Below are 25,635 nucleotides of genomic sequence, written 5' to 3' on the forward strand. Positions count from 1 at the left end.
TCCTTTCCTCTGGCGGGCATAGAACCGCCTCGCTCAGAGCGCGTGTCGTGGGATAGCCGCCCGGTCATGTTTCGACCGCGTGCGTCGGGGATCGCATGCGCGGGTTTCGGGCAGGCACGACAGCAATGAGTTACAAGAATTTCACCCGAACACCAGATTCGCGAAGCTAACGCGCCGTCTGGCAGGTGCGGCCCAGTCTATCACCCCCGGCATGCCAGACGGATCACGTACACGCCGGTGGCCCGACGTGTGCCTCCACCGGATCAGGCCGGGTCCTGCTCCACCCGGTGCACCGTCGCACCGAGGAAGTCGACGGCGAGCATGAGCGGCTGCCACGGCGTCTCGGCACGATCGGCGACGAGCTGTGCGGCAGCCAGGCGCTGCGCAGGATCGCTGCACAACACCAAGATCGATGGACCGGCTCCCGAGACGACGGCCGGGAAGCCGGCCACCCGGAGCTCGGTGATGAGGCGATTGGTCTCAGGCATCGCCTTCGCCCGGTAGTTCTGATGCAGCTTGTCCTCCGTGGCAGCGTGCAAGAGTTCAGGACTCTGCACAAGCGCCGCGACGAGAAGCGCGGAACGGGACACGTTGAAGACGGCGTCCTCATGCGGCACCGAGTCCGGCTGCAGGCTGCGTGCGAGCGCCGTGGACATCACGTGCTCGGGGACGAACACCAGCGGTGAGACTCCGCGGTGCACGATGAGCTTCTTGTGGGCCGGACCGGCCTGCGACATCCACGCGATGGTGAGGCCGCCGAAGAGCGCAGGCGCCACGTTGTCGGGATGACCTTCAAGCTCCGTCGCCAGGGTGAGCAGCGTGGTGGAATCCAGCTCGGCGATGCCCTCGAGCAGGCCCTTCGCCGCCACGATGCCGGAGACGATCGCCGCGCCGGAGGATCCGAGGCCGCGACCGTGCGGGATGGCGTTGTGCGCCACCAGGTCGAGTCCAGGCAGCGGCACGCCGACGGCCTCGAACGTGTGGGCGATGGAGCGCACGACGAGGTTGGACTCGTCCGTGGGGACCTCGCCCTCCCCGACGCCGTGCACCGCGACCGTCACGCCCGCCTGCTCGCGCACGGTGACCGTCAGGTCGTCGTACAGTGCGAGCGCGAGTCCCAGTGTGTCGAATCCGGGACCGAGGTTCGCCGACGTCGCGGGTACCTTGACCCGCACGGAGCGGCCTACGGGAACCTGCGACGTCACGTGCGCGCCGCTCACACGACGTCCGGCGAGCTCTGCGCCACCCGGCTCAGCCCCAGCACGTCGGCGATCTCCGCCGTATCGACGGGAACCGAGGTGGGCTGCACCTGGCCGCCGTCCGGGAGGCGGAGCGCCCACTGCGGGTCCTTCAGGCCGTGGCCGGTGACGGTGAGCACGACGCGCGATCCGGCAGGGATCTCCCCCGCCTCGGAGCGCTCGAGCAGACCCGCGACGCTGATGGCGCTCGCCGGCTCGACGAAGATGCCCACCTCGGCGGAGAGGAGGCGCTGAGCGGCCAGGATCTTCTCGTCGTCGATGGCGCCGAAGTATCCGTTGGTCGCGTCGCGCGCCGCGAGGGCGAGCTCCCAGGAGGCCGGGTTGCCGATGCGGATGGCGCTGGCCACCGTGTCCGGATCCTTCACCGGGTGCCCGAGCACGATGGGCGCGCTCCCCGCAGCCTGGAAGCCGAACATGCGCGGCAGCTTGGTGGAGACGCCGCGCTCGACCTCCTCCGTGTAGCCGCGGGTGTACGCGGTGTAGTTGCCTGCGTTGCCCACAGGGATGAACTGGAAGTCGGGCGCATCGCCGAGAACCTCGACGACCTCGAACGCCGCAGTCTTCTGGCCCTCGATGCGGTCGTTGTTCACGGAGTTGACCAGGTGCACCGGGTACTCGGCCGCGAGGTCACGTGCGATGTCGAGGCAGTCGTCGAAGTTGCCGCGCACCTGCAGCAGTTCGGCATTGTGCGCGATCGCCTGGCTGAGCTTGCCCATCGCGATCTTGCCCTCGGGAACGAGCACGACGGCCTTGATGCCCGCGTGGGTGGCGTAGGCGGCGGCGGATGCCGAGGTGTTGCCGGTCGAGGCACAGATCACGGCCTTCGCGCCGCCCTCGACGGCCTTGGAAACCGCCATCGTCATGCCACGGTCCTTGAAGGAGCCGGTCGGGTTCATGCCCTCGAACTTGACGTAGACATCCGCTCCGGTGCGACGCGACAGGGCGGCGGCCGGAATGAGCGGCGTTCCACCCTCACCCAGCGTGACGATCGGCGTCGCCTCGCTCACATCGAGGCGGTCGGCGTATTCGCGCAGAACGCCCTGCCATTGGTGCGCCACGTCAGACTCCTTCAACTCGTAGAACAGCGGTGACCCGCACGACCTCTTCGCTCGTCCGAAGGGTCTCGACCGTCGCCGCAAGTGCGGACTCGAACGCCACGTGCGTTCCGATGACCAGCGTAGCCGTGCCCGATGGGACTTCCCGACCGTCCGCTGAGGCCGCTGCGGACGCCGACCGGGCCGTCGTGGAGGCGACGGTCTGGGTCACGGTCTCGACGGAGACGTCGTGGCGGGCGAAGACGGCGGCGATGCGCGAGAGCACGCCGGGGGCATCCGTCACGAGGAGCGTGATCTGGTAACGGGTGCGGATCGCTCCGACGTCGAGAACCGGCAGATCGGCATGCGTGGACTCGGCGACGCCGGGTCCGCCGACCACGTGCCTGCGTGCAGCCGAGACGACATCGCCGAGCACCGCCGAGGCCGTCTGCAACCCACCGGCTCCCGCTCCATAGAACATGAGGTCTCCTGCCGCCGCCGCCTGCACGAATACCGCGTTGTGCACGCCGCGCACAGCGGCGAGCGGATGCTCGCGCGGCACGAGAGCGGGATACACCCGCGCCGACACGCCTTCCGCTCCGTCCTCGTCGGTGACGCGTTCGCAGATCGCGAGGAGCTTGATCACGTATCCGCCCGCGCGAGCCGCCTCCACCTGCTGTGCGGTGACGGACGTGATGCCCTCGCGATGCACCGCATCCAGCGGCACGGTGGTGTGGAAGGCGAGGCCGGCGAGGATCGCGGCCTTGGCCGCTGCGTCGTATCCCTCGATATCCGCCGACGGATCGCTCCGCTCCGCGTACCCGAGTTCGGTCGCCACCTCGAGCGCGGATTCCATGTCGTCGCCCGCGGTGTCCATGCGGTCGAGGATGAAGTTCGTCGTGCCGTTGACGATGCCGAGGATCCGCTCGACGCGGTCGCCGGCAAGGCTGTCGCGCAACGGGCGGATGATCGGGATCGCTCCCGCGACGGCCGCTTCGTAGTAGAGCTGTGCGCCGACCTGTTCGGCGGCGGCGAAGAGCTCCGGTCCGTGCTCGGCGAGCAGGGCCTTGTTGCCCGTGACCACATCGGCGCCGGAGGTGAGCGCGAGCAGCACGTACTCCCGAGCGGGCTCGACGCCGCCCATCAGCTCGATCACGATGTCGGCACTGAGGATCAGGGAGCGTGCGTCCGTCGTGAACAGCTCGCGCGGGAGGTCGGTGCGCCTGGGCGCGTCGACGTCGCGCACCGCGATGCCGACGAGCTCCAGTCCGGCGCCGACACGGGCGGCCAGCTCGTCGCCGTGGTCGAGCAGGAGCTTGGCGACGTTGGATCCGACGGATCCCGCGCCGAGCAGCGCGACCTTGAGAGTCCGGTAGTCGATCACTGCTCCTCCTGGGCTTCGTGTCGGGCGTGACCCTCGCCTGCAGCGCCGCCCAGCCCCGCCGGGTGGTGGCCGGCGCGGGCGAGCGGGCCAGGGGCATCCGCGTCTCTCGCGGGTGGATGCGCGGTCGCCGCACTGTGCCTGGCGCCGAGGTCGCGAGAGAGCAGATCGTCGATCGTCTCGCCGCGCACGATGGCGCGGGCTTCGCCGTCGCGCACCGCGACGACCGCCGGCCGCGGGAGGTAGTTGTAGTTGCTGGACAGCGACCAGCAGTATGCGCCGGTCGCGGCGAGCGCGAGGAGGTCGTCCGGTGCGACGTCGCCCGGCAGGTATTCGGCGTCAACGACGATGTCCCCTGACTCGCAGTGCTTGCCCGCAACGCGCACGAGTGCCGGGTCCGCAGCGGAGGTGCGTCCCACGATCCGGGCGGAGTAATCGGCTCCGTAGAGCGCCGGCCTCGCGTTGTCGCTCATACCGCCGTCGACGCTGACATACAGGCGCTGGGCGGCCGTGCCTGCGGCGTCCAGAGTGACTGCCTTGGTGGTGCCGACGGTGTAGAGAGTGATGCCGGCGCGTCCCACGATGGCCCGGCCCGGTTCGAAGCAGACGATGGGCACGGGAACATTCGCGTCCTCACACGCCGCAGCGACGACCTGGGCGATGCGCTCGGCGAGGGTCTCGATCTCCTCGGCCCGGTCGGCCGTGGTGTACGCGATGCCGAACCCGCCACCGAGGTTCAGCTCCGGGACGGGACCGCCGGAGAGAAGGCGCGCGTGCACCTGCAGGAGGCGCGCCGCCGACTCGGCGAAGCCATCCGATCCGAAGATCTGCGAGCCGATGTGGGCGTGCAGGCCGACGAACTCGAGTCCGTCGTGCGAGCGGATGTCTGCGACGATGCGCTCCACATCGTCGAGCGCCACACCGAACTTCTGGTCCTCATGGGCGGTGGCGAGGAACTCGTGCGTGTGCGCGTGCACGCCGGTGCGCACGCGCAGTCGAACGCGCTGTGTGCGTCCATGAGCGGATGCCGCTGCCGCTACCCGCTCGACCTCCTGCTCCGAGTCGATCACGACGGTGCCGACGCCGACGCCGACCGCCCGGTCGAGTTCCGCCGCGGACTTGTTGTTGCCGTGGAATCCGAGGCGCGCGGGATTCACACCGGCGGCAAGGGCCACGGCGAGCTCGCCGCCGCTCGCGACGTCGATGCGCAGGTCGGCCTCGGTGACCCAGCGGGCGACATCCGTCGTCAGGAATGCCTTGCCCGCGTAGTACGCCTCGGCGGTGGATCCGACGCGCTCGAACGCCTCGGTGAAGGCGGAACGCACGCGATGGGCGGTGTCACGGACATATTCCTCGTCGAGCACATACAGCGGAGTGCCGTAGTCGCGCGCGAGCTCGTCGACGCGTACGCCGGCGATCCTGGCGACGCCGTCGGCGTCGCGTGTCAGGCTCGGCGGCCACACGTCGGGTGCGAAGGCGTTCGCATCCTGTGGAGCGTGCAACCACGCAGGGGCCAGCGGATTGTCGGGCACGGAGAGTCACCTCGAACAGTTGGGTGGGCTGGCGAGCGGACCCGGATTGGCCCCTGAAGCCTTCAGACATGCGCGAATGCGCGTTCCGAAATCCTATCCGCTGGTATCCCAGCTCCCGAAAACGGCCCCGTCATACTTCAGTGTCGGTCGGCGCGTCACCCACGAAAGTGCGACCCAGACCCACGGCCTTGCACTCACCCGGATACTGACGTGCACTCGCGGGAGGACTAACGGGCACCCTCGAGAGGACTAACCGGCACCCTCGAGGGCTAACAGGCACCCTCGAGAGGACTAACAGGCACCCTCGAGAGGAAAATCGGGCACCCTCGGGGATGGGGTCAGCCGCAGGTGCCCTTCGTCTGCATGGTCTTCTCGTCGAGCACGATGTCGTCGGCGCCCACCGAGACGTGCGCTTCTCCTTTGGAGATGGCGAGTCCCGTGGCGTCCACGCCGTCCGGCAGATACTGGGCGACGCAGATCGAGATGGTCGACGGCAGCAGGTCCTTCGCGAAGCGCGTGACATCGAGCGATCCGCCTCCCGCGGTCACGCTGACGTTCAGCGGGGTGAGCACGATGGTCTTGGCATCCTTCAGGGTCGGGCTCACGCTCGCCGTGTACCCCACGTCGATCCCGAGGATCTGCCCTGTGCCCTTCAGCCCGACCTCATGACGGTTCAGCGTCACTGTCGTGTCGTTCGGGAGGTCGACGAGACCGTTGACGGCATCCTGTCCGATCGTCATCGAGCCGTCGATGCGGTGCACCGGCTTCGACGAATCCAGCGGGATGCCGTGTGCAACGATCGTGCCGCTCAGCCGATTGCCATCCACGCGGACATCGTTCGAGTGCAGGTCCACCTTGTCGAGCGATCCGCCGATGAGCTGCGCGATGACGGAGAATCCCTGGATCGTCACGTCGAGATTCTTCACGGTGACGTCGGACGGCAGCTGCTTCTCGAGCTGGTCGCGCACGGTGTTCTGCGCGATCTGCCGCACGACGGCATCCGCGGCGAAGAAGAGTCCGACCACGACGACCACTGCCCCGACGACCCAGAGCCAGGTGCGCAGGGTGCGACGGCGACGACGGGCACCGCCCGACGGAGCGTTCGGGGCACCCGCGCCGTTACCGACGGAGTTCTCCTCGTACGGGTTGCGTGATCCCTCCCCGCCGGATGCCGGCAACGGCTCGGTCGGCTGATCCTGCGTCGACATGTTCCCCCGTTCACGTCATGGGCTGCCGATCGCACCGGTGAAGGGCGGCCGCCCGGTGTGGTGTCGCTACATGCGCTCCGGCGCGGACACTCCGAGGAGTCCGAGCCCGTTGCGGATGACCTGGCCCGTCGCGTCATTCAGCCACAGACGGGTGCGGTGCAGGTCGGTGATCGGCTCCTCGCCGAGCGGGATCACGCGGCAGCTGTCGTACCACTTGTGGTACAGCCCGGCGACCTCTTCGACATAACGGGCGACGCGATGCGGCTCGCGCAGGTCCGCCGCCAGGGCAACGAGGCGCGGGAATTCCTGGAGCGCACCGAGCAGAGCCGACTCGGTTTCGTGCGTCAGCAGCTCCGGCGCGAAGGCGCTGCGCGTGACCCCGGCCGCCTCGGCATTGCGTGCAACCGAGCGCGTGCGCGCGTGCGCGTACTGCACGTAGTACACGGGGTTGTCGTTGGAGTGGCTGCGCAGCAGTTCCGGATCGAGCGTGAGCGGCGAGTCGGCAGGTGAGCGCCCCAGCGAGTATCGGAGGGCATCCGTTCCGAGCCACTTCTGCAGGTCCGTCAGCTCGATGATGTTGCCCGCGCGCTTCGACAGCCGCGCGCCGTTCACGCTGACCAGCTGACCGATCAGGATCTCGATGTCGCGATCAGGTTCGTCGCCCGCAGCGCCCGCGAGCGCGCGCAAGCGGTGTACGTAACCGTGGTGGTCGGCGCCGAGCAGGTAGATCTTGTGCTGGAAGCCGCGGTCGGACTTGCTCAGGTAATAGGCGGCATCCGACGCGAAGTAGGTGTACACGCCGTTGCTGCGGCGGATGACGCGGTCCTTGTCGTCGCCGAAGTCGGTGGTGCGCACCCACACGGCGCCGTCCGCATCGAACACGTGGCCCTGCTTGCGCAGCCGCTCCACCGCGTCGTCGACGAGGCTCGTGCCGGTCTGCGGATCGGTCTCGTGAAGCGTCCGCTCGCTGAAGTAGACGTCGAACTCGACGTTGAAGTCCTTCAGCGCCTGGCGGATCTCGGCCAGCTGCAGTTCGTAGGCCAGCTCGCGGGCGCGCGCCAGGGCATCTTCGTCGGACAGCGACAGCAGACCCGGCTCGCGCTCGAGCACGGCCGTGGCGAGGTCCGCGATGTACTGCCCCGGGTATCCGCCTTCCGGCGTCGGCTCACCCTTGGCGGCTGCGAGCACGGAGGCACCGAACTTGTCCATCTGGCTGCCGGCGTCGTTGATGTAGTACTCGCTGGCGAGCTCGGCACCGGACGCCTTGAGCACACGGGCGATCGAGTCGCCGAGCGCCGCCCAGCGCGTGTGGCCGATGTGCAGCGGCCCCGTCGGGTTCGCGGAGACGAACTCGAGGTTGATGGTGCGTCCGGCCTGCGTGACGTTCTGGCCGTACGCCTCCCCCGCGTCGACGATCGTCTTCGCCAGCGCACCGGCGGCGGCGGCATCGAGCCTGAAGTTGATGAAGCCGGGACCCGCGACCTCGGCGGATGCCACGCCGTCGAGCCGCTCGCTCTCCAGCGCGATCTCCTGCGCCAAGTCACGCGGGTTGACGCCGAGCGGCTTCGCCAGCCGCATGGCCGCGTTCGACGCCCAGTCGCCGTGGTCGCGGTTCTTGGGACGCTCCAGCCGGATGTCCGAGCGCGCGAGCAACGGCGCCGTCTCGGCGGATCCCTGCTCCGCGCGTCGAGCGTCCACCACGCGCGTGACGATGGCGTACAACTGGTCGGCGAGCTGATCGGGATTCACGACCGCCAAGTCTATCGGGCGGCGCCTGGACGCCCTGCCCAGCCGGCGGATGCAGAGGCATCATCCGGTGTTGGTATCCTCGTCCGCACGCGACCCCCACCGCTTTCGGAAGTCCTCCCATGCGCATACCTCGTCTTCGCCGTCCGAGTCGTTCGCTGTCCGGCAGTGCCGCCGCAGTGACTCTCGTCGCGGCAACCGCCCTTCTGCTCACCGGATGCCAGTCCTCGCCGACCCCAGCAGCCTCTGCGTCGCAGTCTGCCGCGGCGAAGGCATCGGACGCGCCCTCCTCTGCGCCCAAGGCGTCCGCCGGTCCGACTGCGACGCCGACTCCCGTGGCCCTGACGTGCGATCAGGTGCTCACAACCGAGCAGCTCGCCGCGATGCTTCCGGTGCTGGTTCCCGCGTCCGACTACCAGCCGGCCAAGGGGTCCGACGCGGCCAAGGCGGTCTCGTACTCCGGTGTGGCGTGCGGCTACGCGAACCCCTCGAGCGGCAACACCGTCTCGGTGTCCATTGCGCAGCCGGCCTCGGGCGAACTCACCGGCCTCAAGAACGACGCCATCACCCAGAGCAACGTGGTGCCGACGTACGGTGTTCCGCCGAAGGTGATGGGCTACTTCAGCGTCGACCACGGATCCGGTGTCGCGCAGGCGTTCACCGGAAAATACTGGGTCGTCGCGTCGTCGAAGGACTTCACCGAGCCGGGCGATGCCGGCCCCGTGATCGCCGGAGTGCTCGCGAATCTGCCGGGCTGACGCTGACGCCGGCCGGACTCTCCGTGCCCGCCGTAGCCCGTGTGTTCCAGCGGCGATTCGGCTCGACACGCCGCCGCCCGGCCGCGACACGCCCGCCATATCGTCGCAACTGCAGCGCGAGCGCACGCCGGGCCGCGCCCACCCGTGAAACCCGTGCCAGATCGGATGCTAGCCTTGACGGGCACTGAGCCCCCATAGCTCAGGGGATAGAGCGTCTGCCTCCGGAGCAGAAGGCCGAAGGTTCGAATCCTTCTGGGGGCACCGATGATTGAGGTGAGAGCGGTGGGATCTCGCTCACACCGCCGAACCGATTGAATCGGTTGAGCGGCGCAGCCGCGATCACAAACGATTGAGGCCCGGACGAGAAAGCTCTGCTTGCTCGGACGGGCCGATTGAGTTTGTCGAGCGGCGCGGCCGCGATCACCGATGACGTCACACGAGTTCGACGTCGATCCCGAGCTGCGCGTACGTGACGGCAGCTCGCCTGTCGCAGCTGAGCAGGCGGATCCCAGCTTCGCGGGCGGCGAGCGCGACGAGGCCGTCGTACACGGATCCGCCCGAGATGCCCGCCGACTGTAGGGCCTCGATGCTGGTCCGCGCGGATGCCACACCGAGGCTATGGCTCGCCGGAAAGTTGTTGCGAATGATCGCCAGTGCCGCCTGGGTGCTCACCCGCTGCGCCCCTGGCAGCCGGGTGAGCACCGAATACGTCTCGATCGCGGCGTGACCGCAGAGCCCGAGCGTCTTTCCGGAGACCTGCCGGACGACGGGATCGTGATTTTCATGAGTCGTGAGCACCAGCGCAATGGCGGCGCTGGTGTCGAGCAGCAGTTCAGCGCTGGACGGCAAGCCGCAACTCCCGCACGTCGTCCGCGGTCGTCTCCGGTCCCTCCGCGTCGATCATGAGCAACCCTTCGCGTTCGACCACGTTGTCTTCCTCCGGAATTTCGACCCGCAGCCCGCTTCCATCGATGCTGATATCGACGGGCCCCGGCTCGAGTCCGATCTGCGCGCGCAGTTGCGAAGGAACGACGATCCGTCCCGCCTTGTCCATCGTCGTGCGCATGTCATCATCCTACCAATGCATCGCCCATTGCGATACCACGAAGACATCCATGATGTGTGCCATGACGCCAAGGCGCCACGATCCGCGCCGTGGCGCGGCGGCGTCTCGCCGTCTCAGTATCGGATCGCGTCGATCGGACGCACCCGCACCGCGACCGCCGCGGGGAGCACTCCGGCGAGCGCGCCGACGCCGATGGCCACGAGCATCCCGAACGCCGCGGCGGACAGCGGGAACGCGGGCACATCCTGCAGGCCGTGAGTGCGCAGGAAGCCGAGCACGATCGGGTTCTCGAGGGCGAGGATTGCGACCATCACCCCGACCACACCGGCCGCCGCAGTGGCGACGACGCTCTCCATCATCACGCCGACGAACACACGCCCCGATGTGGCGCCGAAGCTGCGCCGGATGCCGATCTCCCGAATCCGAGCACGCACAGTCACCATCGAGATGTTGAGCAGCCCGAGCGCGCCGAGCACCAGGATCAGCCCCGCCGCCGCGCCGCCGATGATCTTGAGGAAGAGCAGGGGATCCGGCCCGTTCGACGCCTGGTAGTCCTGGCGGTTCACCGACACCCTCGCGCCATCACCCGAGTCGTGCGAGAGGTCGCCCTCCAGTCGGCTCATCAGTTCGCGCGCGCGGGTGGGCGGCACCCAGGCCAGGTAGCTCGTCTGCGTCGCCAGCTGCTGCTGGGCGTCGGCCGACGCCAGCTTCTGGTACGCGCCGTACAGCATCCAGAGTTGTCCCGAGTGCTCGTCTCCCCCGCTCGTGACACCGACCACGACGGCGTCGGTCGCAGACGGCGCCAGAAGATGCAGGGTCGGATGCGTGCGCAGGTCCGGACTTCCCAGCAGCTGCCACAGTCCCGTGTTGATGACGACTGCGGGCACCAGGCGACGCTCATCGCCCGCCGCGAACCACGTTCCGTCGGTGACCTGGGTACGGAACATGGCCGCGTACGAGCTGTCCACGACAGTGGCACTGAGGTTCGCGTCCTGTGGCACCCCGCGCGCGCTGACCTGCGCGTATCCCTGCCGTGACCAGTAGCGGATGCCATACCTCGCCATTTCAGCGCTGAGATCGCTCTGGAACGCCTCGGGGGCCACCAGCGGCTCGCCATTGTCGTTCGAGGCGGGGTAGACGCTCACCATCGCGGGGCGTCCGGATCCGCGCTCTAATCCCTCGATCACCGCCTGCTGGGCGACGGCCGAGATCGCGGCGATCGCGGTGAGCGCCATGATCGCCACGGCCACCCCGATGATCGACATCAGCACCCTCGCGCGGTAGACGCGGAACTCCGCCCACGCCTCGACGAGGACGCTGAACACGCTCGTCACCGCCCTCATGCGGCCACCTCGCCGAGCTCGTCGGATCGCTCGCGCGACTGATCCTGCCGGTCGTCGGTGCCCTCCGGGTCGCGCTGTTCGATCGTGTCGCCCGGAATCGTGTCTGCCGGGTCCGGGCTCGTCGTGCGATCCACGGCGTGCAGGACGCCGTCTTGAAGCCGGTAGGAACGGTCGGCCAGCGCCGCGATGCCGGGATCGTGGGTGATGGTGACGAGAGCTGCGCCGGTGTCGTGCGCGACGGCATCCAGGAGCGCCATGACGGATCGGCCGGTCTCCACGTCGAGAGCACCGGTCGGCTCGTCGGCGAGGATCACACGGGGTCCGCGCACGAGCGCCCTGGCGATCGCCACGCGCTGCTGCTCGCCGCCGGAGAGCCGGCTGGGCAGCCATTCGGCGCGGTCCGCGAGGCCGACCTGGTCCAAAACGTCGAGAGCGAGCCGGGTGCGACGCCAGAACTTCCGCGGCTCCGCATACAGCAGCGGCGTCGCGACGTTCTCCGCTGCCGTGCGTCCGGGCAGCAGGTTGAACTGCTGGAAGATGAAGCCCACGTCGCGTCCGCGTCGTTTGTCGCGCGCCGCGCTCGACATCCGCTTCACCGTGATGCCGTCGAACGCGATGCTGCCGGCCGTCGGCTCGTCGAGCAGGCCGAGGATGTTCAGCAGAGTGGACTTGCCGGATCCGCTCCGCCCCACGATCGAGACGTGTTCGCCGGCGTCGACGACGAGATCGATGCCGCGGAGGATATGCAGGGGATCCGCGTCGGGGAGCGGCACAACCCGGGTCACGCCCTCCAGTTCGAGGATCGGCATCAGCCCCTGACCCCCACCACGGCATCCGTCTGCTCGTCGGACTTCGACGGGACGTACTGCAGGATCTCGTCGCCCTTCTTCAGGCCGGACACGATCTGCACCGACGTGCCGTCGAAGATCCCCAGCTGCACCTTGTGCGGGGTCGGATCGCCGGATCCGCTCCGTGTGTACACCGTGCCCTCGCCTCCGCTGATGCCCTCGACGGCGGTGGCGGGAACGATGAGCGCGTGATCCGCCTTGCCCGCCGCGATGGTGAGCTTCGCGGCGAGTCCCGCGAACACCGTGACGTCGGCGGGGACGGAGCAGCGCACCGTCGGACCGGAGGCGGTGCCGCTGGACGGCTCGGTGCCCTGTCCGGACGTGCTCGGCGTGCTGCTCGCACCGGCGAGCGGAGCGCTCACCGTCAGGCCCGTGCACGTGAACGGCGCCGGGCCGCCGGAGATGACGACCTGTGCCGTCGTGGGATTCGACAGCAGCCGGTACTGATCCGCTGCGGCGATCGACCCCGTGACGTTGAACGTGGGCGGAGCGACCTGCGCCAGCACGTCGCCGACACCGACCTGCTGGCCGACCAGGGCCGTCAGATCCGAGACCGTTCCGACGGCCGGGGCGACGACCGTGACGTGCGTCTGGTCGTCCGCCTTCTTCACCACGATGACCGCCGCACCGCTGTCGACGTGCTGCCCGACCGCGATGGACACCGCCGTGATCTCGCCCGTTGCCGTCGCGCGGACGGGCACCGCGGCATCCGCGAACACTGTTCCCTTCACTGTCAGGTCATCACTGATCGAGCCGGTGCGCACGATGCTCGTCGGATCGCTCACGACGCCCGTCGCGCGCAGGTCGTCGCTGCCCGCCGTCGCGCCGCTGAAGAACGCGAGTTTGACGAGGGCGGCGGCGATGGCGGCGAAGATCAGGATGCGGAGGATCGGGAAGACCCAGCGGCGGGTCACGCCAGGGGAAGCGGCAGTCATCCCGCCATGCTGGCAGCGGATGCCGGCCTGGGACATCATCACGAAGGAGGAAATCCGAGAATCACGGCGTCTGGCAGTGGCGCGTCAGACGATGTCCCCCGTCTGGGCACTGCCCGGCTCGGTGCACTCCTGGTACCGTCACCGCGTGTCCGCACAGTTCGACGAATCCTCATCTTTGGATGTCCGCAGCGGCTTCATCGCATCGCGCGAGCGGGCGAGGAGCGCATCGTGATCACCGTCGACGAGCTGCGTGGCATACCGGTGTTCGAGCCGTTGCCCGCCGAGCCGCTGGAGTATCTCGTGCGCGCCGTCGAGGACATCCGCCTCCTCCCCGGCGAGTATTTCGCTCACGAGGGCGACGAACGCGCCTTCTTCGTCGTCGTCGAAGGCGGCGCCGAGATCACCAAGCTCGTGAACGGCGACGAGATCGTCATCGGCACGCGCAAGCCTGGACAGTTCTTCGGCGAGGTGCCGATGACGCTGAGCACGCCGTTCCCTGCGAGCGGCCGTGCGGCCGGCACCACACGCATCATCAAGCTGGATCCGACCGCGTTCTACACGCTCGGGGGCATGGCACCGAGCATCCCGGCGAAGGTCGCCGCCCTCGCTCGAAGCTATCTCGACGATCTGCAGCATTGGGCGTCGGAGCAACCGGACATCGAGGTGCACGTCTACGGACCCCGCCAGGATGCTGCGACCCACGACGTCGCAGGATTCCTCACCCGCAACCAGGTCGCATTCGACCTGGTCTCCGTCGAGCCGGAGCCCGGGCGACGGTACCCGGTGGTCGAACTCGCGGGCGGACGCCGGATCGAGGCGCCGAGCGCGCGCGACCTCGCCGGAGCCGTCGGCCTCGACGTGCAGCCCGCACGAGGTGCCTACGACCTCGTCGTGCTGGGCGCCGGTCCGTCAGGACTCACCGCCGCCGTGAACGGTGCTGCCGAAGGTCTCGCCAGCGTCGTCATCGAAGCACTCGCACCCGGCGGACAGGCCGGCACGTCCACCAGGATCGAGAACTACACCGGCTTCCCGTTCGGCATCTCCGGCGACGACCTCGCCAGCCGAGCCCTGAAGCAGGCGAAGCGACTCGGCGCCGAGATCGTCGTGACGCGATCCGTCGTCGACGTCCGTCCGGATCGACACGAGGTCATGCTCGACGGTGGGGACCTGCTCCGCGCACGCGTCATCGTGCTCGCCACCGGGGTGCAGTGGCGGACGCTGCCGCTGGCATCCGTCGGCCGCTACCTCGGCACGGGCGTCTACTACGGCGCTGCGCGCAGTGATTCCGGACTCGCGCAGGGCGCCGACGTCTGCATCGTCGGTGCGGGGAACTCGGCCGGGCAGGCCGCGATCTTCTTCTCCCGGTACGCCCGATCGGTCACGATCCTGGTGCGGGGTGACTCGCTCGAGGCGAGCATGTCGCGCTACCTGATCGATCAGATCGTCGCGAACGACGGCATCCGGGTGCGCACGCGCAGCGAGATCGTGGGGCTGCACGGCGACTCGGCACTCGAATCCGTCGACGTCGTCGACAAGCGAGACGGCAGCACGACCAGCGATCCGTTCTCCGTGGTGTTCGTGATGATCGGAGCGGATGCCGTCACCGGCTGGCTCCCTGCGGAGATCGCCAGGGACGACCACGGCTTCATCCGCACGGGCGCAGACGCGGCGGACACGCCGCAATGGACGGCGGATCGGCGTCCGTTCGCGCTCGAGACGAGCGCGCCGGGCGTCTTCGCCGTAGGCGACGTGCGATCCGGATCCGTCAAACGCGTCGCCGCAGGAGTCGGCGAGGGCGGAATGGCGGTGGCGTTCGCGCATCAGTACCTGGCACTGGGTGGCCAGGAGGGTCAGTCGGATCCGGGGTGAGCCGCTCAGTCTCCCCAGGTGTCGTTCCTAGGCCGGCGGACCGTCCACGAACGGCGCCAGCAGCCCGGCGATCGTGCGATTCACCGGGGCGTCCCGTCCGACCTGTTCCGCAAGGTCGACCACTCCCCCGCTCAGCCACGGCAGCTCGAGGCGTCTGCCCTCTGCAAGGTCGTTCGCCATCGAGGCCGTCATCGACGGGGCGACCGTGTCGATGAACGCGAGACGCTCCTCGACAAGTCCCGGGTCGAGAGCGACACCGCGTGCTCGACCCACGTCGAGCACCTCGCCCATCACGGCGCCGAGGAGACGCCTGGTCTGCGGGTTCGACCGGATCGGGCCGATCGGAAGACGCGTCGCCGAGGTGAGGGCGGACATCCCGACGAGGAAGACGTATTTCTCCCACAGCACGCGCTCGATGTCGTCGCTGACGTCGGCATCGATGCCGGCGTCACGACACCGCTCGACGAAGTCGACGACGCGATCGGAGGGCTGCCGGTCGTACTCGCCGACCACGATGCGCTGCATCGCGCCGTGGTGCGCGATCACGCCGGGGCGCTCGATGAACGCCGAGATGTAGCAGGCGCCGCCGAAAACACTGGCGGCGGAGACATGGCGTCGAAGGACGCCGTCCTTCAGCACACCGTTCTGCAGCGACACGACCGAGGCGCCGGCAGCGGCGAGCGGGGCCAGCCGCGCGGCGACGTCCTCGGTGTCCCAGAGCTTGACCGCGACGATGACCAGGTCTGCCTCGCCGACGTCCTCTGGTCGCTCGACGACCGTCGGATGCTCGAGGTGCTGCGGGTGCACGTCACTCGTCACGACCAGTCCATGCTCCCGGATGGCCGCGCCGTGTGCGCCGCGGGCGACGAAGACGACGTCCTCCCCATTCGCAGCCAGCTGGGCTCCGAAGTATCCGCCGACCCCTCCGGCACCGATGATGGCGATTCGCACGACGACACTCCCCTGACTCGACCGATGCCATGCTCAGTGGGGCCGTGCCCGCCGGTGCTGTCACCGGGCCGGTTGCCCGCCGCGGTGAGGCGGTACCCGGATCGGGAACGGATGCCGCAGCACCGGAGCCTATCCAGTCGACCGCATGCCTGCGATCCTCGGGAGGACGTCGCGCCTCATCCCGCCGGGTGCTCCCCCCTCGCAGCGACCCGGGCGAGGAACTGCCCGAGCAGCCGGGCCGTCTGCGCCGTGTCCTCCAGCATCGGCGTGTGCCCGACGCCCGGAAGCAGCTCGAGCCGTGCGCCGGGCGCCGCGAGGTACGCGGAGGCCGCCGACGGGTTCCAGCGCTTGTCCGCGTCGCCGAAGATCACGAGAAGCGGCAGTCCGAGCGGCGCGAGCCGCGATGGCAGGTCGCGTTCCGCCAGGTAGCCCCGCGCTGCCCGATCCGTTCCGACGAACGCGGGATACGCCATGTCCATCGCGGCCTGCACCAGCTCGTGCGGCAGTTCGACCTCGCGCGTGACGGCGCTTGCCGCCGCCGCCCGTACCATCCTTTCGTTGCGCAGCGCCCACACGAGTCGTCCGATCCCTGGCGCGAGCAACACCTTGAACGCCGGGCCGTCGGGTGCCGCGGCGTCCAGATCGGGCCCGCCGTCGATCAGCACGACGGCCGACACGAGATCCGGTCGTGCCTCGGCCAGCGCGGTTGCCACCAGGCATCCCATGGAGTGCGCGACCACGCTCACCCGGCCGACGTCGAGCCGGTCGAGCACCTCGCCGATGCGCCGGGCCTGAGCGAGGATCCCGTATCCGTTCGTCGACGGCGTCGAGCGTCCGTGTCCGAGCAAATCGACCCTGATCACACGGAAGTCCGCGGCGAGCGCGGGCACGATCGGATCCCAGACGTGTACGTCCGACGCGGTCCCGTGGATCAGCACCACGGCAGGTGCCGCCCCGTCCCCATCCACGACGACGTGCATCGCGCCTGCGTCGAGCGGGACGTACGTGTCCTCGGTCGTTTCGTCTTCAGTCATGCCGTCAGCGTGGTTGAACGACGACGGCGATGTCTTGGACGAATGTTCCCGACGTCGTCGCCGAGTCGTCGTCGGATCATCCTCCGAACCGTCGACGGGCCGTCGCCGAGCCATCGCACCACGCCGTCACACCATGCCGTCGCCGACGGCGACGTCACACCGCGGCGTATCCCGGATTGCGCCAGGCCACGTCGTCGACGTCCAACCACGGTGCCGTGGCGATTGCAGCGGGCGTCGACCCGGTGAAGTCCGCGACCTCCCGGCTCAGGTGCGACTGATCGGCATATCCGATCTCCGCGGCGACCATGACCGCTGCGCTGCCACGCGCCAGGCGATGCACGGCCTGATCGAAGCGGATGAGACGGCCCGCGCCTTTCGGGGTCAGTCCTGTCTGCGTACCGAACCGCGACCACAACCGCTTGCGACTCCAGCCCACCTCGGTCGCCAGTGCCCCGACCCGCACCGATCCACGCGAAGCGACGAGGCGACGCCACGCCTGACCGACCTCCGGATCCGGTGCAGCGGAAGCCGACGCGCGCGAGGCGACCGCCTCGGCGACAAGCGCGAATCGCTCCTCCCACGAGGGTGCGCGCCGCAACCGACCCTCAAGGCGTGCCGCCGAGCTGCCCCAGACATCCGTCATCGTCGCGGCGGAGCCGAATTCGGATGGCAGCCCGATCGCGTGCGCCAGCAGAGGAGACAGCCGCACCTGCAGGCACTCGACATCGCTGCCGCGCCCGTGCAGCGACTTCGGGGCCAGACCGAGCGCCACGCTGCCGCTGAGCCGCGCCCCGTTCCCGTCGTCGACGTGCAGCGGCTCGCCTCCCAGGTCGAGGAACAGGGTCACCGCCGGGTAGGGCACCACCTGCAGATCACCGAAGCCGCGACGGGCGCGGAAGCCGGCCATGGCCATCCCGGCGGGAAGGACATGCGAGGGAACGACGACGTGAACGGAGTCTCCGACACGGCCGTCGGATGCGACCGGCCCCATGGGGTCATGATACGAAGCCGGAGCGAGGAGCCGTGGGACTCAATCGTGTGTGACCGCCGCTGCGCCGATCAACACAATCGGGTGGGAATGGAAGCGAGCTTCCATTCCCGTCGCTCAGTCGCTCGTGACGAAGTCGATCAGCTCTTCCACGCGTCCGAGGAACGCGGGCTCCAGGTCACGGTACGTCGTCACCGTCGACAGGATCCGCTTCCACGCTCGGGCGATATCCGCCTGATCCTCGTGCGGCCAGCCGAGCGCCGCACAGATGCCCTTCTTCCACTCGATGTTGCGCGGGATCTGCGGCCACGCCTTCAGGTGGACACGCTCCGGCTTCACCGCGGCCCACACGTCGATGTACGGATGTCCCACGATCTTCACGTGGGCTCCGTGCGGGCCGCGCGCCACGGCGTCCGCGATCCGCGTCTCCTTGGAGCCGGGCACCAGGTGATCGACGAGCACGCCGATGCGCTTGCCCGGCCCTGGTCGTGTGTCCCGCAGGATCTGTGCGAGGTCGTCGATGCCGCCCAGATACTCGACCACGACGCCCTCCACCCGAAGGTCGTCACCCCACACCTTCTCGACGAGCTCGGCGTCGTGCCTGCCCTCCACGAAGATGCGGCTGGCGCGCGCGACGCGAGCAGGCGCATCCGCGACGTGGAACGAACCGGATGCCGTGCGCACTCGCCCCTGTCGGCCCGTCTTCGTCGGCGGCACGAGCACCACCGGCTTGCCGTCCACCAGGAAGCCGCCGCCGAGCGGGAACGCCCGCACCCGCCCATTCCGGTCCTCCAGCTGCACGAGCCGGTTCTCGATGCCGACGATTGCTCCCGTGTAGCCGGAGTCGGCGAGTTCGACGACGAGGTCGTTCTCCGCCTCGATCGTCTTCGGCTGCACGAGTCCCCTGGCGCGCCAGTTGCCGGCGAGGACGTCGGATCCGTACGGGTCGTCGAAAGTCACTCGTCCACGCTAGGGGCTGCTACCGGGTTCCGCGCACCGCCGGGAGCGCGATTCGGGTCCACCCACCCGCCGGGTTCGTCCACAATTCAGAACCGGGCGGCGGCAGCAGCGAGGCAACCACCGGAAACGCGCGCCCATCCGCCGCCGCGATCGGCCACGTCCTGAGTTGTGAACGCGTGAGCTCCCTGACCGGGGTACGAGCGAGGTAGGGGCCGCGCTGACAGGATCGAGGCATGGCTTCGAAGACGATCCTTTTCATCGGCGGCACCGGCACCATCAGCTCGGCGTGCGTGGCACGCGCTCTCTCGCGCGGCGCATCCGTCACCGTGCTCAACCGCGGGCAGTCGCAGACCCGTCCGCTGCCCGACGGCGTCGAGGAGCTGCAGGCGGACGTGCGCGACGCGTCCGCCGTGGATGCCGTGCTCGGCTCGCGCGAGTTCGACACGGTCGCGCAGTTCATGGCCTTCACTCCCGAGCACGTCGCCGCGGATATCGCGCGGTTCTCCGGCCGCACGGGACAGTACGTCTTCATCAGCTCGGCGAGCGCGTATCAGACGCCGCCGGCACGTCTCCCGGTCACCGAGTCCACGCCGCTGCGCAACCCGTTCTGGACTTATTCGCAGGACAAGATCGCGTGCGAGGACCTGCTCGTGCACGCGTACCGCGACGACGCGTTCCCGGCGACGATCATCCGTCCGTCGCACACGTACGACCGCACGTCCATCCCGACATCCGGTCACTGGACCGACATCGCGCGCATGCGCGCCGGCAAGCCCGTCGTCGTGCACGGAGACGGCACGAGCCTGTGGACCATCACGCACAACACCGATTTCGCCGTCGCCTTCGACGGGCTCATGGGCAATCCGCTCGCCGTCGGCGACACGTTCCACATCACAGGCGACCACGCGCCCACCTGGAATCAGATCTACACCTGGCTCGGCGAGGCGGCAGGGGTGGAGCCGGTGCTGGCCCACGTGGCGTCGGAGACCATCGCGCGCATCGCTCCCGACCTCGGTCCCGGCCTGATCGGCGACAAGGCCCACTCGATGGTCTTCGACAACAGCAAGGTCAAGGCGCTGGTTCCGGAGTTCGCGACCACCGTCACGTTCGACCGCGGCGCGCAGCAGATCGTCGACTGGTACGACGCCCATCCCGAGCAGCAGCGCTTCAACCCCGACCTCGACGCGGCGTTCGAGCGGATGCTCGCCACGATTCCCGCGTGACCGGCTGATCCGCTCGTCCCTGCCTCGCACCTCGCTGAACGCTCCGGCGGTCGGAGGATGTGATTGAGAGAAACGATCCGACATCCGGGAATCGTTCAGGGCCCGTGCCGGTTGGCCTGAACCATGACGACCATCGGACTCATCGGAGCAGGACACATCGGATCGCAGATCGCCCGCCAGGCGGTCGCGCACGGCTACGACGTGGTGGTGAGCAACTCGAGAGGCCCGGAGACACTCGCCGACCTCGTGGCGGAACTGGGCGACCACGCCCGCGCCGCGACGGCAGCAGAGGCGGCAGCGGCCGCCGACATCGCCGTGGTGACGATCCCGTTCCTCGCCATCGACAAGGTCCCGGTCGAGCCGCTGAGCGGCAAGCCGGTGATCGACACGAACAACTACTACTGGGAACGCGACGGACACGTCGCCGAACTCGACGACCTCAGCGAGACCAGCTCGGAGAAGCTGCAGCAGCATCTGCCTGACGCGCACGTCGTGAAGGCGTTCAACCACATCTTCGCGTCGGCGATCACCGACGAGGCGCAGGATGCCGGCACCCCCGACCGTCGAGCGCTCGCGATCTTCGGAGACGACGCTGCCGCGGGCGCGACGGTCGCCGCCTTCATCGATGCCATCGGATTCGACACTGTCGACGGCGGACCGCTGAGCGAGAGCTGGCGGATCCAGCGCGACACCCCCGCATACGGCCCCCGTCTCACCGCTGACGAGCTGCGCGCGGCGCTGGCCTCAGCGACCAAGTAGCGCAAGCACAACGGCTAGGCCCCTGGGTCCGGCGAGAAGCAAGAGGGAGCGTCGCGGCGGAGGCCAGAAATGGCCTCCGCTTTCAGCTCCAGCGCCGAACCCGACCGCCGAGACGGCGGTCGGCGCTGGCGTCGCGGCGGAGGCCAGAAATGGCCTCCGCTTTCAGCTCCAGCGCGCAGGAAAAGTAGTCTGTTCGAATGCCGACCCGCTTTCTGATCGTCCCGCAGTGGCAGGGATCGAGTTCCTCTCGTGCGATGCAGCTGATGGATGGTGCCGCCGCGATCGCCGGCGACCTTCCGGCGTCGGCGACGACCACGGTCGACGTGCCGATGGAAGCCGGCGAGTCGCTCGGATCCGGGGTGAACCGACTGTCGTCCATCTCGATGGTGCGCGACCGAGCCGCGGCAGCTCTCACGGAGCTGTCCGCCATCGGCGACGGCCTGATCGTGACGATCGGCGGCGACTGCGCCGCAGACCTCGCGAGCGTGCAGCACGCGGTGTCGAGGCTGCCGTCCGGATCCGTCGCGCTGGTCTGGCTGGATGCGCACGGCGACCTCAACACCCCGGAGTCCTCGCCGTCGGCAGCCTTCCACGGCATGGTGGTGAGGGCGCTGCTCGGCGAGGCGCCGGATCCCGTGGCATCCGTCGGCGACGCCGTCCTGAATCCGCGCTCCGTCGTGCTGGCCGGAACGCGGGAACTCGATGAGGGCGAGACGGCGTACGTGGACGAGGCGGGCATCCGGGTCGTCACGGTCGACGAGCTGCACACGCCGGACGCGCTCGTGGACGCCGTCGCTGCCACGGGCGCCGACTCCGTGTACGTGCACGTCGATCTGGATGTTCTCGACCCCGGTGCCGTGTCGGGTGTGCAGTTCCCGGAGCCGTTCGGGCTGCAGCCGGATGAGGTGGTCGCCGCGATCACCGGGCTGCGTGCGCGCTTCGAGCTTGCGGGGGCCGCGATCACCGAGTTCGCTCCCCGCACCCCAGATGCCGCGTCCGACGACCTCACCGTCATCCTGCGCATCCTCGGCGCCCTCACGCGGCGGCTGCCGGATGGCGACACCGGAGCGAGCTGAGTGCAGGAGCGGCCGGATTCCCCGACGGGCGGGCCGAGACGGCGCACCGGGAGAGGGCGCACTTCGAAGAGGCCAGGCGCCCGAGGGTTCGGTGCCGAACGATCCCTGGTCCGTTCACCGGCCGGTACCCGGGACACCCGCTGACCGGCCCACCCGAGCGGACACCGCGGATAGTCTGCGAGCGTGAACGAGATCGAATACGACGTCATCGTCATCGGAGGGGGTGCGATCGGCGAGAACGTGGCCGATCGTGCCGTGCAGGGCGGCATGAAGACCGTTCTCGTGGAGTCGGAGCTCGTCGGCGGTGAGTGCTCCTACTGGGCGTGCATGCCGTCGAAGGCGCTGCTGCGCAGCGCTGCGCTGCTGCGAGTCGCGCGCAACGTGGACGGCGCCGAACAGGCGGTGACGGGCGACCTCGACGTGGCAGCCGTGCTGCGTCGTCGCGACAAGGTGACGAGCAACTGGAAGGACGACGGCCAGGTCGAGTGGCTGAACGGCGCGAACATCGATCTGGTGCGCGGCCACGCCCGGCTGACGGGTCCGAAGCGGGTCGAGGTGACCGGCGCTGACGACGGGGTGACCGTCATCACCGCGAGGCACGCGGTAGCCGTGTGCACCGGATCCGCTTCGCTGCTGCCCGACATCCCCGGCCTCGCCGACGCCGACCCGTGGACCAGCCGCGATGCGACGAGTGTGCACGAGGTGCCGTCGTCGCTGGCCGTCATCGGCGGCGGTGTCGTCGCGGCGGAGATGGCGACCGCGTACGCCGGATTCGGCGTGGACGTCACGGTCATCGCGCGCAGCGGACTGCTCGGCAGGAACGAGCCGTTCGCCGGCGAGCTGGTTCAGGCGTCGCTCGAGGACCTCGGCGTCATCGTGCGCACGGGCGTCTCACCCGTCAGCGTCAGCCGTGATGACGAGACGGATGCGGTGACCATCGTGCTCGACGACGGATCATCCGTCACCGCCGACGAGGTGCTCGTGGCCACAGGCCGCGTGCCGAACACGCTCGACCTCGGCGTGGAGACGGTCGGCCTGACCCCGGGCGAGTGGCTGCCGACGGACGATTCGCTGCGCGTGCTGGATCCGTCCGGTTCGGACTCGGCTGGCGGGCTGCTCGGCGGTGCGGGAGAGGATGCCTGGCTCTACGCGGTCGGCGATGTCACGCACCGCGCGCTGCTCACCCACCAGGGCAAATACGATGCCCGCATCGCCGGGGATGCCATCGCCGCCCGTGCGAAGGGCACGACGCCGTCCCTGGCACCGTGGTCCACCTATGCCGCGACGGCCGATCACGCGGCCGTTCCGCAGGTGACGTTCACCGATCCGGAGGTGGCATCCGTCGGGCTCTCCACCGCCGACGCGGAGAAGGCCGGCATCCGCTCCCGTGTCGTTGACTACGACATCGCAGGGGTCGCCGGCGCGACGATCGCCAGCGACAAGTACGTCGGCCGGGCACGCATGGTGGTGGATGAGGACCGCCGGGTGCTCGTCGGCGCCACGTTCGTCGGCCTGGATGTCGGCGAACTGCTGCACTCGGCGACCGTGGCCATCGTCGGAGAGGTGACGATCGACCGGCTGTGGCATGCCGTGCCGTCGTATCCGACGCTCAGCGAGGTGTGGCTGCGTCTGCTCGAGGCTTACGGACGCCCGACCGAATGAGCGAGTCCGGCAGACCGGGCAGTTCCCACAGGCCGAGCGAGCCCGACGAGCCGACGGGGGCGTCACTCGCTGACGGAGCCCGGCGCGTCGTCTCCGCGTTCACTGCGCTCCCCCGCCTGTTCCTCGTGGACTCCGCGCTGTCGTATCTCGGCTACCGGTATGCCACTGCGGTCGGCTTCGCCTGGGGCTTTCTCTGGAGCGTCGGCCGCGTGGAGAAGCGCAACGGGCTGTGGGTGTTCCGAGGGATGCCACGACGCACGTTCGGTCGCGGCGGCTCGTGCGTTGGCGGTTGCTACCTCACGAACGACACCCTCTCGGACGCCGTGCTGGAGCACGAGGCAGTGCACCAGCACCAGTGGCGGAGATACGGCATGCTGTTCCCGGTGCTGTACTTCGTGGCGGGACGTGATCCGCTGCGCAATCGGTTCGAGATCGAGGCCGGCCTCGAGAAGGGCGGATACCTGTGAGCGGTTCAGAGAACGCGAGCGGTTCAGGGAACGCGAGCGGTTCAGAGAGCGTGAGCGGTTCGGGCAGCTCGCGCGGCTCGAAGCGCACGGTCGTGATCACGGGAGCGAGCTCCGGCATCGGCGAGTACGCGGCGGAGGCGCTCGCGCGCCAGGGTGCGCGAGTCGTGGTCGTCGGACGCAACCCGGAACGCACGCGGGTCGTCGCGGATCGGATCGGCGCGGAAGCGCTGCTGGCGGACTTCGAGCGGCTGGACGAGGTGCGGGAGCTTGCATCCGCTCTGCTCGAACGGCTCGACCGCATCGACGTGCTGGCCAACAACGCCGGCGGCCTGTACGGAACGCGCGAGGTCACCGTCGACGGGCACGAGCGCACCATCCAGACCAACCACCTCGCACCGTTCCTGCTCACACATCTGCTGCGCGACCGCCTCGTCGAGAGCGCGAAGGATGCTCCCACCCGCGTCGTCAGCACCGCGAGCATGGCGAACATGTTCGGATCCCTCCGCCTGGACGATCTCGACTGGGAAAAGCGTCCGTGGCGCGGCGGATGGCAGGCGTACGGCACGTCGAAGCTTGCCACGATCCTGTTCGCGTGCAGGCTGGGCGAGATCCTGACCGGGACGGGCGTGACCGCGTACTCGTTCCATCCGGGCACGATCGTCACCCGGTTCGGCGGCCAGTCGCCGCTGATCCGTTTCGGCAACGCCGTCACGGGCGGCAGATACGGACGTTCTCCGGAGGGCGGTGCCGGTCCGCTGATCGCGCTGGCAGGCGAAGCCGAGGTGCTCGAGCCGACGGGCACCTACTTCGACAGGTTCACGGCGAACGGCCGGGTGAACGCCCAGGCCCGCAACCCGCAGCTTGCGCGCGACCTGTGGGACGCCACGGAGCGAGTACTCGGCATCGCCGACGAGCGTGCGGCGAGCGACCTCGCGGGTTGAGCGCCGAACCGCTGGTTGAGCGCCGAACCGCTGGTTGAGCTTGTCGAAACCAGCAGCCCAGGGACGCTGGTTTCGAGAAGCTCAACCAGCGGGGGACGGCCCAATCAACCAGCGGACGTACGGGTCAGCGCTGGATACGCAGGCCGAAGCGTTCGGGTGCCGTGATGTTCTCGTCCGCCATGCCGGTGCGTCCGGCCAGCACTTCGTAGACGCCGCTGACGCTCCGATAGTCGCCGGTGAGAATGGCCTGCGTGTCGCCGGGGCCGTCACAGAGCATCTCGGCGCTCCACGCGCCCACCGCGCGACGCAGCGCCTGACCGGGAGCGCAGCGCTCCCCCGTTCCAGGCCGTCCGCCACGCACGGACCGCGGCAACCAGGTCACGGTCATGCGCATGGGCACCTGCAGCGGAAAGACGTCCGCAGGCTCCGGAACCTCCACGAACACACGTCCCTTTGCGCACAGCGGAAGGAGCGCGAGCTCGCTCTGCAGCTCGGCGAGCGACGTCTCGTCGCCCGTCACAACGAACTGCACGCGGTCGTCGCGGTGTGCTGTCGCGCCGGTGTGCGCGGAATGGTCGGGTCGATACATGGCGAT

The 25,635-nt window shown here is 69.1% G+C and carries 24 protein-coding genes and 1 tRNA gene; 9 read left to right on the forward strand and 16 right to left on the reverse strand.

Features of this window, described 5'->3' with window-relative positions; all coding sequences use genetic code 11:
* Positions 1–263: 263 nt before the first annotated feature.
* The 6 genes from thrB to argS form a co-directional block, all read right to left on the reverse strand.
* Positions 264–1,205, reverse strand: a complete 942-nt coding sequence (thrB, locus tag ACX9R5_RS15205) for a homoserine kinase (RefSeq protein ID WP_459409888.1) — start codon at positions 1,203–1,205, stop codon at positions 264–266.
* Between the two features lie 11 nt (positions 1,206–1,216).
* Positions 1,217–2,317: a threonine synthase gene (gene thrC, locus ACX9R5_RS15210; RefSeq protein WP_459409889.1), complete on the reverse strand. Its 1,101-nt coding sequence runs from the start codon at positions 2,315–2,317 to the stop codon at positions 1,217–1,219.
* Position 2,318: 1 nt separating this feature from the next.
* Positions 2,319–3,677, reverse strand: coding sequence for a homoserine dehydrogenase (locus ACX9R5_RS15215; RefSeq protein WP_459409890.1), 1,359 nt, complete (start codon positions 3,675–3,677; stop codon positions 2,319–2,321).
* Entirely contained in the window at positions 3,674–5,206 is a 1,533-nt protein-coding gene (lysA, locus tag ACX9R5_RS15220; RefSeq protein ID WP_459409891.1) for a diaminopimelate decarboxylase, read from the reverse strand. The genes ACX9R5_RS15215 and lysA overlap by 4 nt, the downstream gene beginning before the upstream one ends.
* 338 nt (positions 5,207–5,544) lie before the next feature.
* Entirely contained in the window at positions 5,545–6,414 is an 870-nt protein-coding gene (locus tag ACX9R5_RS15225) for an LmeA family phospholipid-binding protein (protein WP_459409892.1), read from the reverse strand.
* A 66-nt stretch (positions 6,415–6,480) separates the two neighbouring features.
* Positions 6,481–8,163, reverse strand: a complete 1,683-nt coding sequence (gene argS / locus ACX9R5_RS15230) for an arginine--tRNA ligase (RefSeq protein ID WP_459409893.1) — start codon at positions 8,161–8,163, stop codon at positions 6,481–6,483.
* Between the two features lie 176 nt (positions 8,164–8,339).
* Between argS and ACX9R5_RS15235 the strand changes: the two genes are divergently transcribed.
* Both ACX9R5_RS15235 and ACX9R5_RS15240 read left to right on the forward strand, forming a co-directional pair.
* On the forward strand, positions 8,340–8,918 hold the full coding sequence (locus ACX9R5_RS15235) for an iron ABC transporter ATP-binding protein (protein ID WP_459409894.1): 579 nt from the start codon (positions 8,340–8,342) through the stop codon (positions 8,916–8,918).
* Positions 8,919–9,106: 188 nt separating this feature from the next.
* A tRNA-Arg gene (locus ACX9R5_RS15240) sits at positions 9,107–9,179 on the forward strand.
* A 171-nt stretch (positions 9,180–9,350) separates the two neighbouring features.
* On the opposite strand, the gene ACX9R5_RS15245 is transcribed toward ACX9R5_RS15240, so the two are convergent.
* The 5 genes from ACX9R5_RS15245 to ACX9R5_RS15265 all read right to left on the reverse strand — a co-directional run bounded on the left by ACX9R5_RS15245 (position 9,351) and on the right by ACX9R5_RS15265 (position 13,110).
* Positions 9,351–9,767, reverse strand: a complete 417-nt coding sequence (locus tag ACX9R5_RS15245; protein WP_459409895.1) for a PIN domain-containing protein — start codon at positions 9,765–9,767, stop codon at positions 9,351–9,353.
* The gene (locus ACX9R5_RS15250; RefSeq protein ID WP_459409896.1) at positions 9,751–9,984 is read right to left on the reverse strand and encodes a division/cell wall cluster transcriptional repressor MraZ; all 234 of its coding nucleotides are present in this window, start codon (positions 9,982–9,984) and stop codon (positions 9,751–9,753) included. Before ACX9R5_RS15250 ends, ACX9R5_RS15245 begins: the two co-directional genes overlap by 17 nt.
* Positions 9,985–10,097: 113 nt before the next feature.
* Positions 10,098–11,327 (reverse strand): ABC transporter permease, encoded by a 1,230-nt coding sequence (locus ACX9R5_RS15255; RefSeq protein WP_459409897.1) that lies wholly within the window; start codon positions 11,325–11,327, stop codon positions 10,098–10,100.
* A complete protein-coding gene (locus ACX9R5_RS15260) occupies positions 11,324–12,136 on the reverse strand; it encodes an ABC transporter ATP-binding protein (RefSeq protein ID WP_459409898.1) in 813 nt (270 codons plus the stop codon). Before ACX9R5_RS15260 ends, ACX9R5_RS15255 begins: the two co-directional genes overlap by 4 nt.
* Positions 12,136–13,110 (reverse strand): biotin/lipoyl-containing protein, encoded by a 975-nt coding sequence (locus ACX9R5_RS15265; protein ID WP_459409899.1) that lies wholly within the window; start codon positions 13,108–13,110, stop codon positions 12,136–12,138. Before ACX9R5_RS15265 ends, ACX9R5_RS15260 begins: the two co-directional genes overlap by 1 nt.
* Positions 13,111–13,338: 228 nt before the next feature.
* On the opposite strand from ACX9R5_RS15265, the gene ACX9R5_RS15270 reads away from it, so the two are divergent.
* Complete coding sequence (locus ACX9R5_RS15270; protein ID WP_459409900.1) at positions 13,339–14,979, forward strand: FAD-dependent oxidoreductase; 1,641 nt, start codon at positions 13,339–13,341, stop codon at positions 14,977–14,979.
* 27 nt (positions 14,980–15,006) lie between these two features.
* Here the strand turns inward: ACX9R5_RS15270 and ACX9R5_RS15275 are convergent, their stop codons facing one another.
* From ACX9R5_RS15275 to ACX9R5_RS15290, 4 genes are all read right to left on the reverse strand, one after another.
* The gene (locus tag ACX9R5_RS15275) at positions 15,007–15,930 is read right to left on the reverse strand and encodes a ketopantoate reductase family protein (RefSeq protein ID WP_459409901.1); all 924 of its coding nucleotides are present in this window, start codon (positions 15,928–15,930) and stop codon (positions 15,007–15,009) included.
* A gap of 176 nt (positions 15,931–16,106) precedes the next feature.
* Entirely contained in the window at positions 16,107–16,964 is an 858-nt protein-coding gene (locus ACX9R5_RS15280) for an alpha/beta fold hydrolase (protein ID WP_459409902.1), read from the reverse strand.
* Between the two features lie 154 nt (positions 16,965–17,118).
* Positions 17,119–17,955, reverse strand: a complete 837-nt coding sequence (locus ACX9R5_RS15285; protein WP_459409903.1) for a helix-turn-helix domain-containing protein — start codon at positions 17,953–17,955, stop codon at positions 17,119–17,121.
* A 114-nt stretch (positions 17,956–18,069) separates the two neighbouring features.
* Positions 18,070–18,912 (reverse strand): DUF3097 domain-containing protein, encoded by an 843-nt coding sequence (locus ACX9R5_RS15290; protein ID WP_459409904.1) that lies wholly within the window; start codon positions 18,910–18,912, stop codon positions 18,070–18,072.
* Between the two features lie 233 nt (positions 18,913–19,145).
* Here ACX9R5_RS15290 and ACX9R5_RS15295 point away from each other — a divergent pair, with 233 nt between their 5' ends.
* The 6 genes from ACX9R5_RS15295 (at position 19,146) to ACX9R5_RS15320 (ending at position 25,040) form a co-directional block, all read left to right on the forward strand.
* On the forward strand, positions 19,146–20,135 hold the full coding sequence (locus ACX9R5_RS15295; RefSeq protein ID WP_459409905.1) for an SDR family oxidoreductase: 990 nt from the start codon (positions 19,146–19,148) through the stop codon (positions 20,133–20,135).
* 123 nt (positions 20,136–20,258) lie between these two features.
* A complete protein-coding gene (locus tag ACX9R5_RS15300) occupies positions 20,259–20,894 on the forward strand; it encodes an NADPH-dependent F420 reductase (protein ID WP_459409906.1) in 636 nt (211 codons plus the stop codon).
* A gap of 197 nt (positions 20,895–21,091) precedes the next feature.
* The gene (locus tag ACX9R5_RS15305) at positions 21,092–21,970 is read left to right on the forward strand and encodes an arginase family protein (RefSeq protein ID WP_459409907.1); all 879 of its coding nucleotides are present in this window, start codon (positions 21,092–21,094) and stop codon (positions 21,968–21,970) included.
* 183 nt (positions 21,971–22,153) lie between these two features.
* Entirely contained in the window at positions 22,154–23,632 is a 1,479-nt protein-coding gene (locus ACX9R5_RS15310; RefSeq protein WP_459409908.1) for a dihydrolipoyl dehydrogenase family protein, read from the forward strand.
* Complete coding sequence (locus ACX9R5_RS15315) at positions 23,629–24,099, forward strand: Fe-S oxidoreductase (RefSeq protein ID WP_459409909.1); 471 nt, start codon at positions 23,629–23,631, stop codon at positions 24,097–24,099. The genes ACX9R5_RS15310 and ACX9R5_RS15315 overlap by 4 nt, the downstream gene beginning before the upstream one ends.
* Entirely contained in the window at positions 24,096–25,040 is a 945-nt protein-coding gene (locus ACX9R5_RS15320) for an SDR family NAD(P)-dependent oxidoreductase (RefSeq protein WP_459409910.1), read from the forward strand. Before ACX9R5_RS15315 ends, ACX9R5_RS15320 begins: the two co-directional genes overlap by 4 nt.
* A 124-nt stretch (positions 25,041–25,164) precedes the next feature.
* On the opposite strand, the gene ACX9R5_RS15325 is transcribed toward ACX9R5_RS15320, so the two are convergent.
* The gene (locus ACX9R5_RS15325) at positions 25,165–25,629 is read right to left on the reverse strand and encodes an SIP domain-containing protein (RefSeq protein ID WP_459409911.1); all 465 of its coding nucleotides are present in this window, start codon (positions 25,627–25,629) and stop codon (positions 25,165–25,167) included.
* Positions 25,630–25,635: the final 6 nt, after the last annotated feature.

The organism is Rathayibacter sp. CAU 1779 (assembly GCF_054551755.1).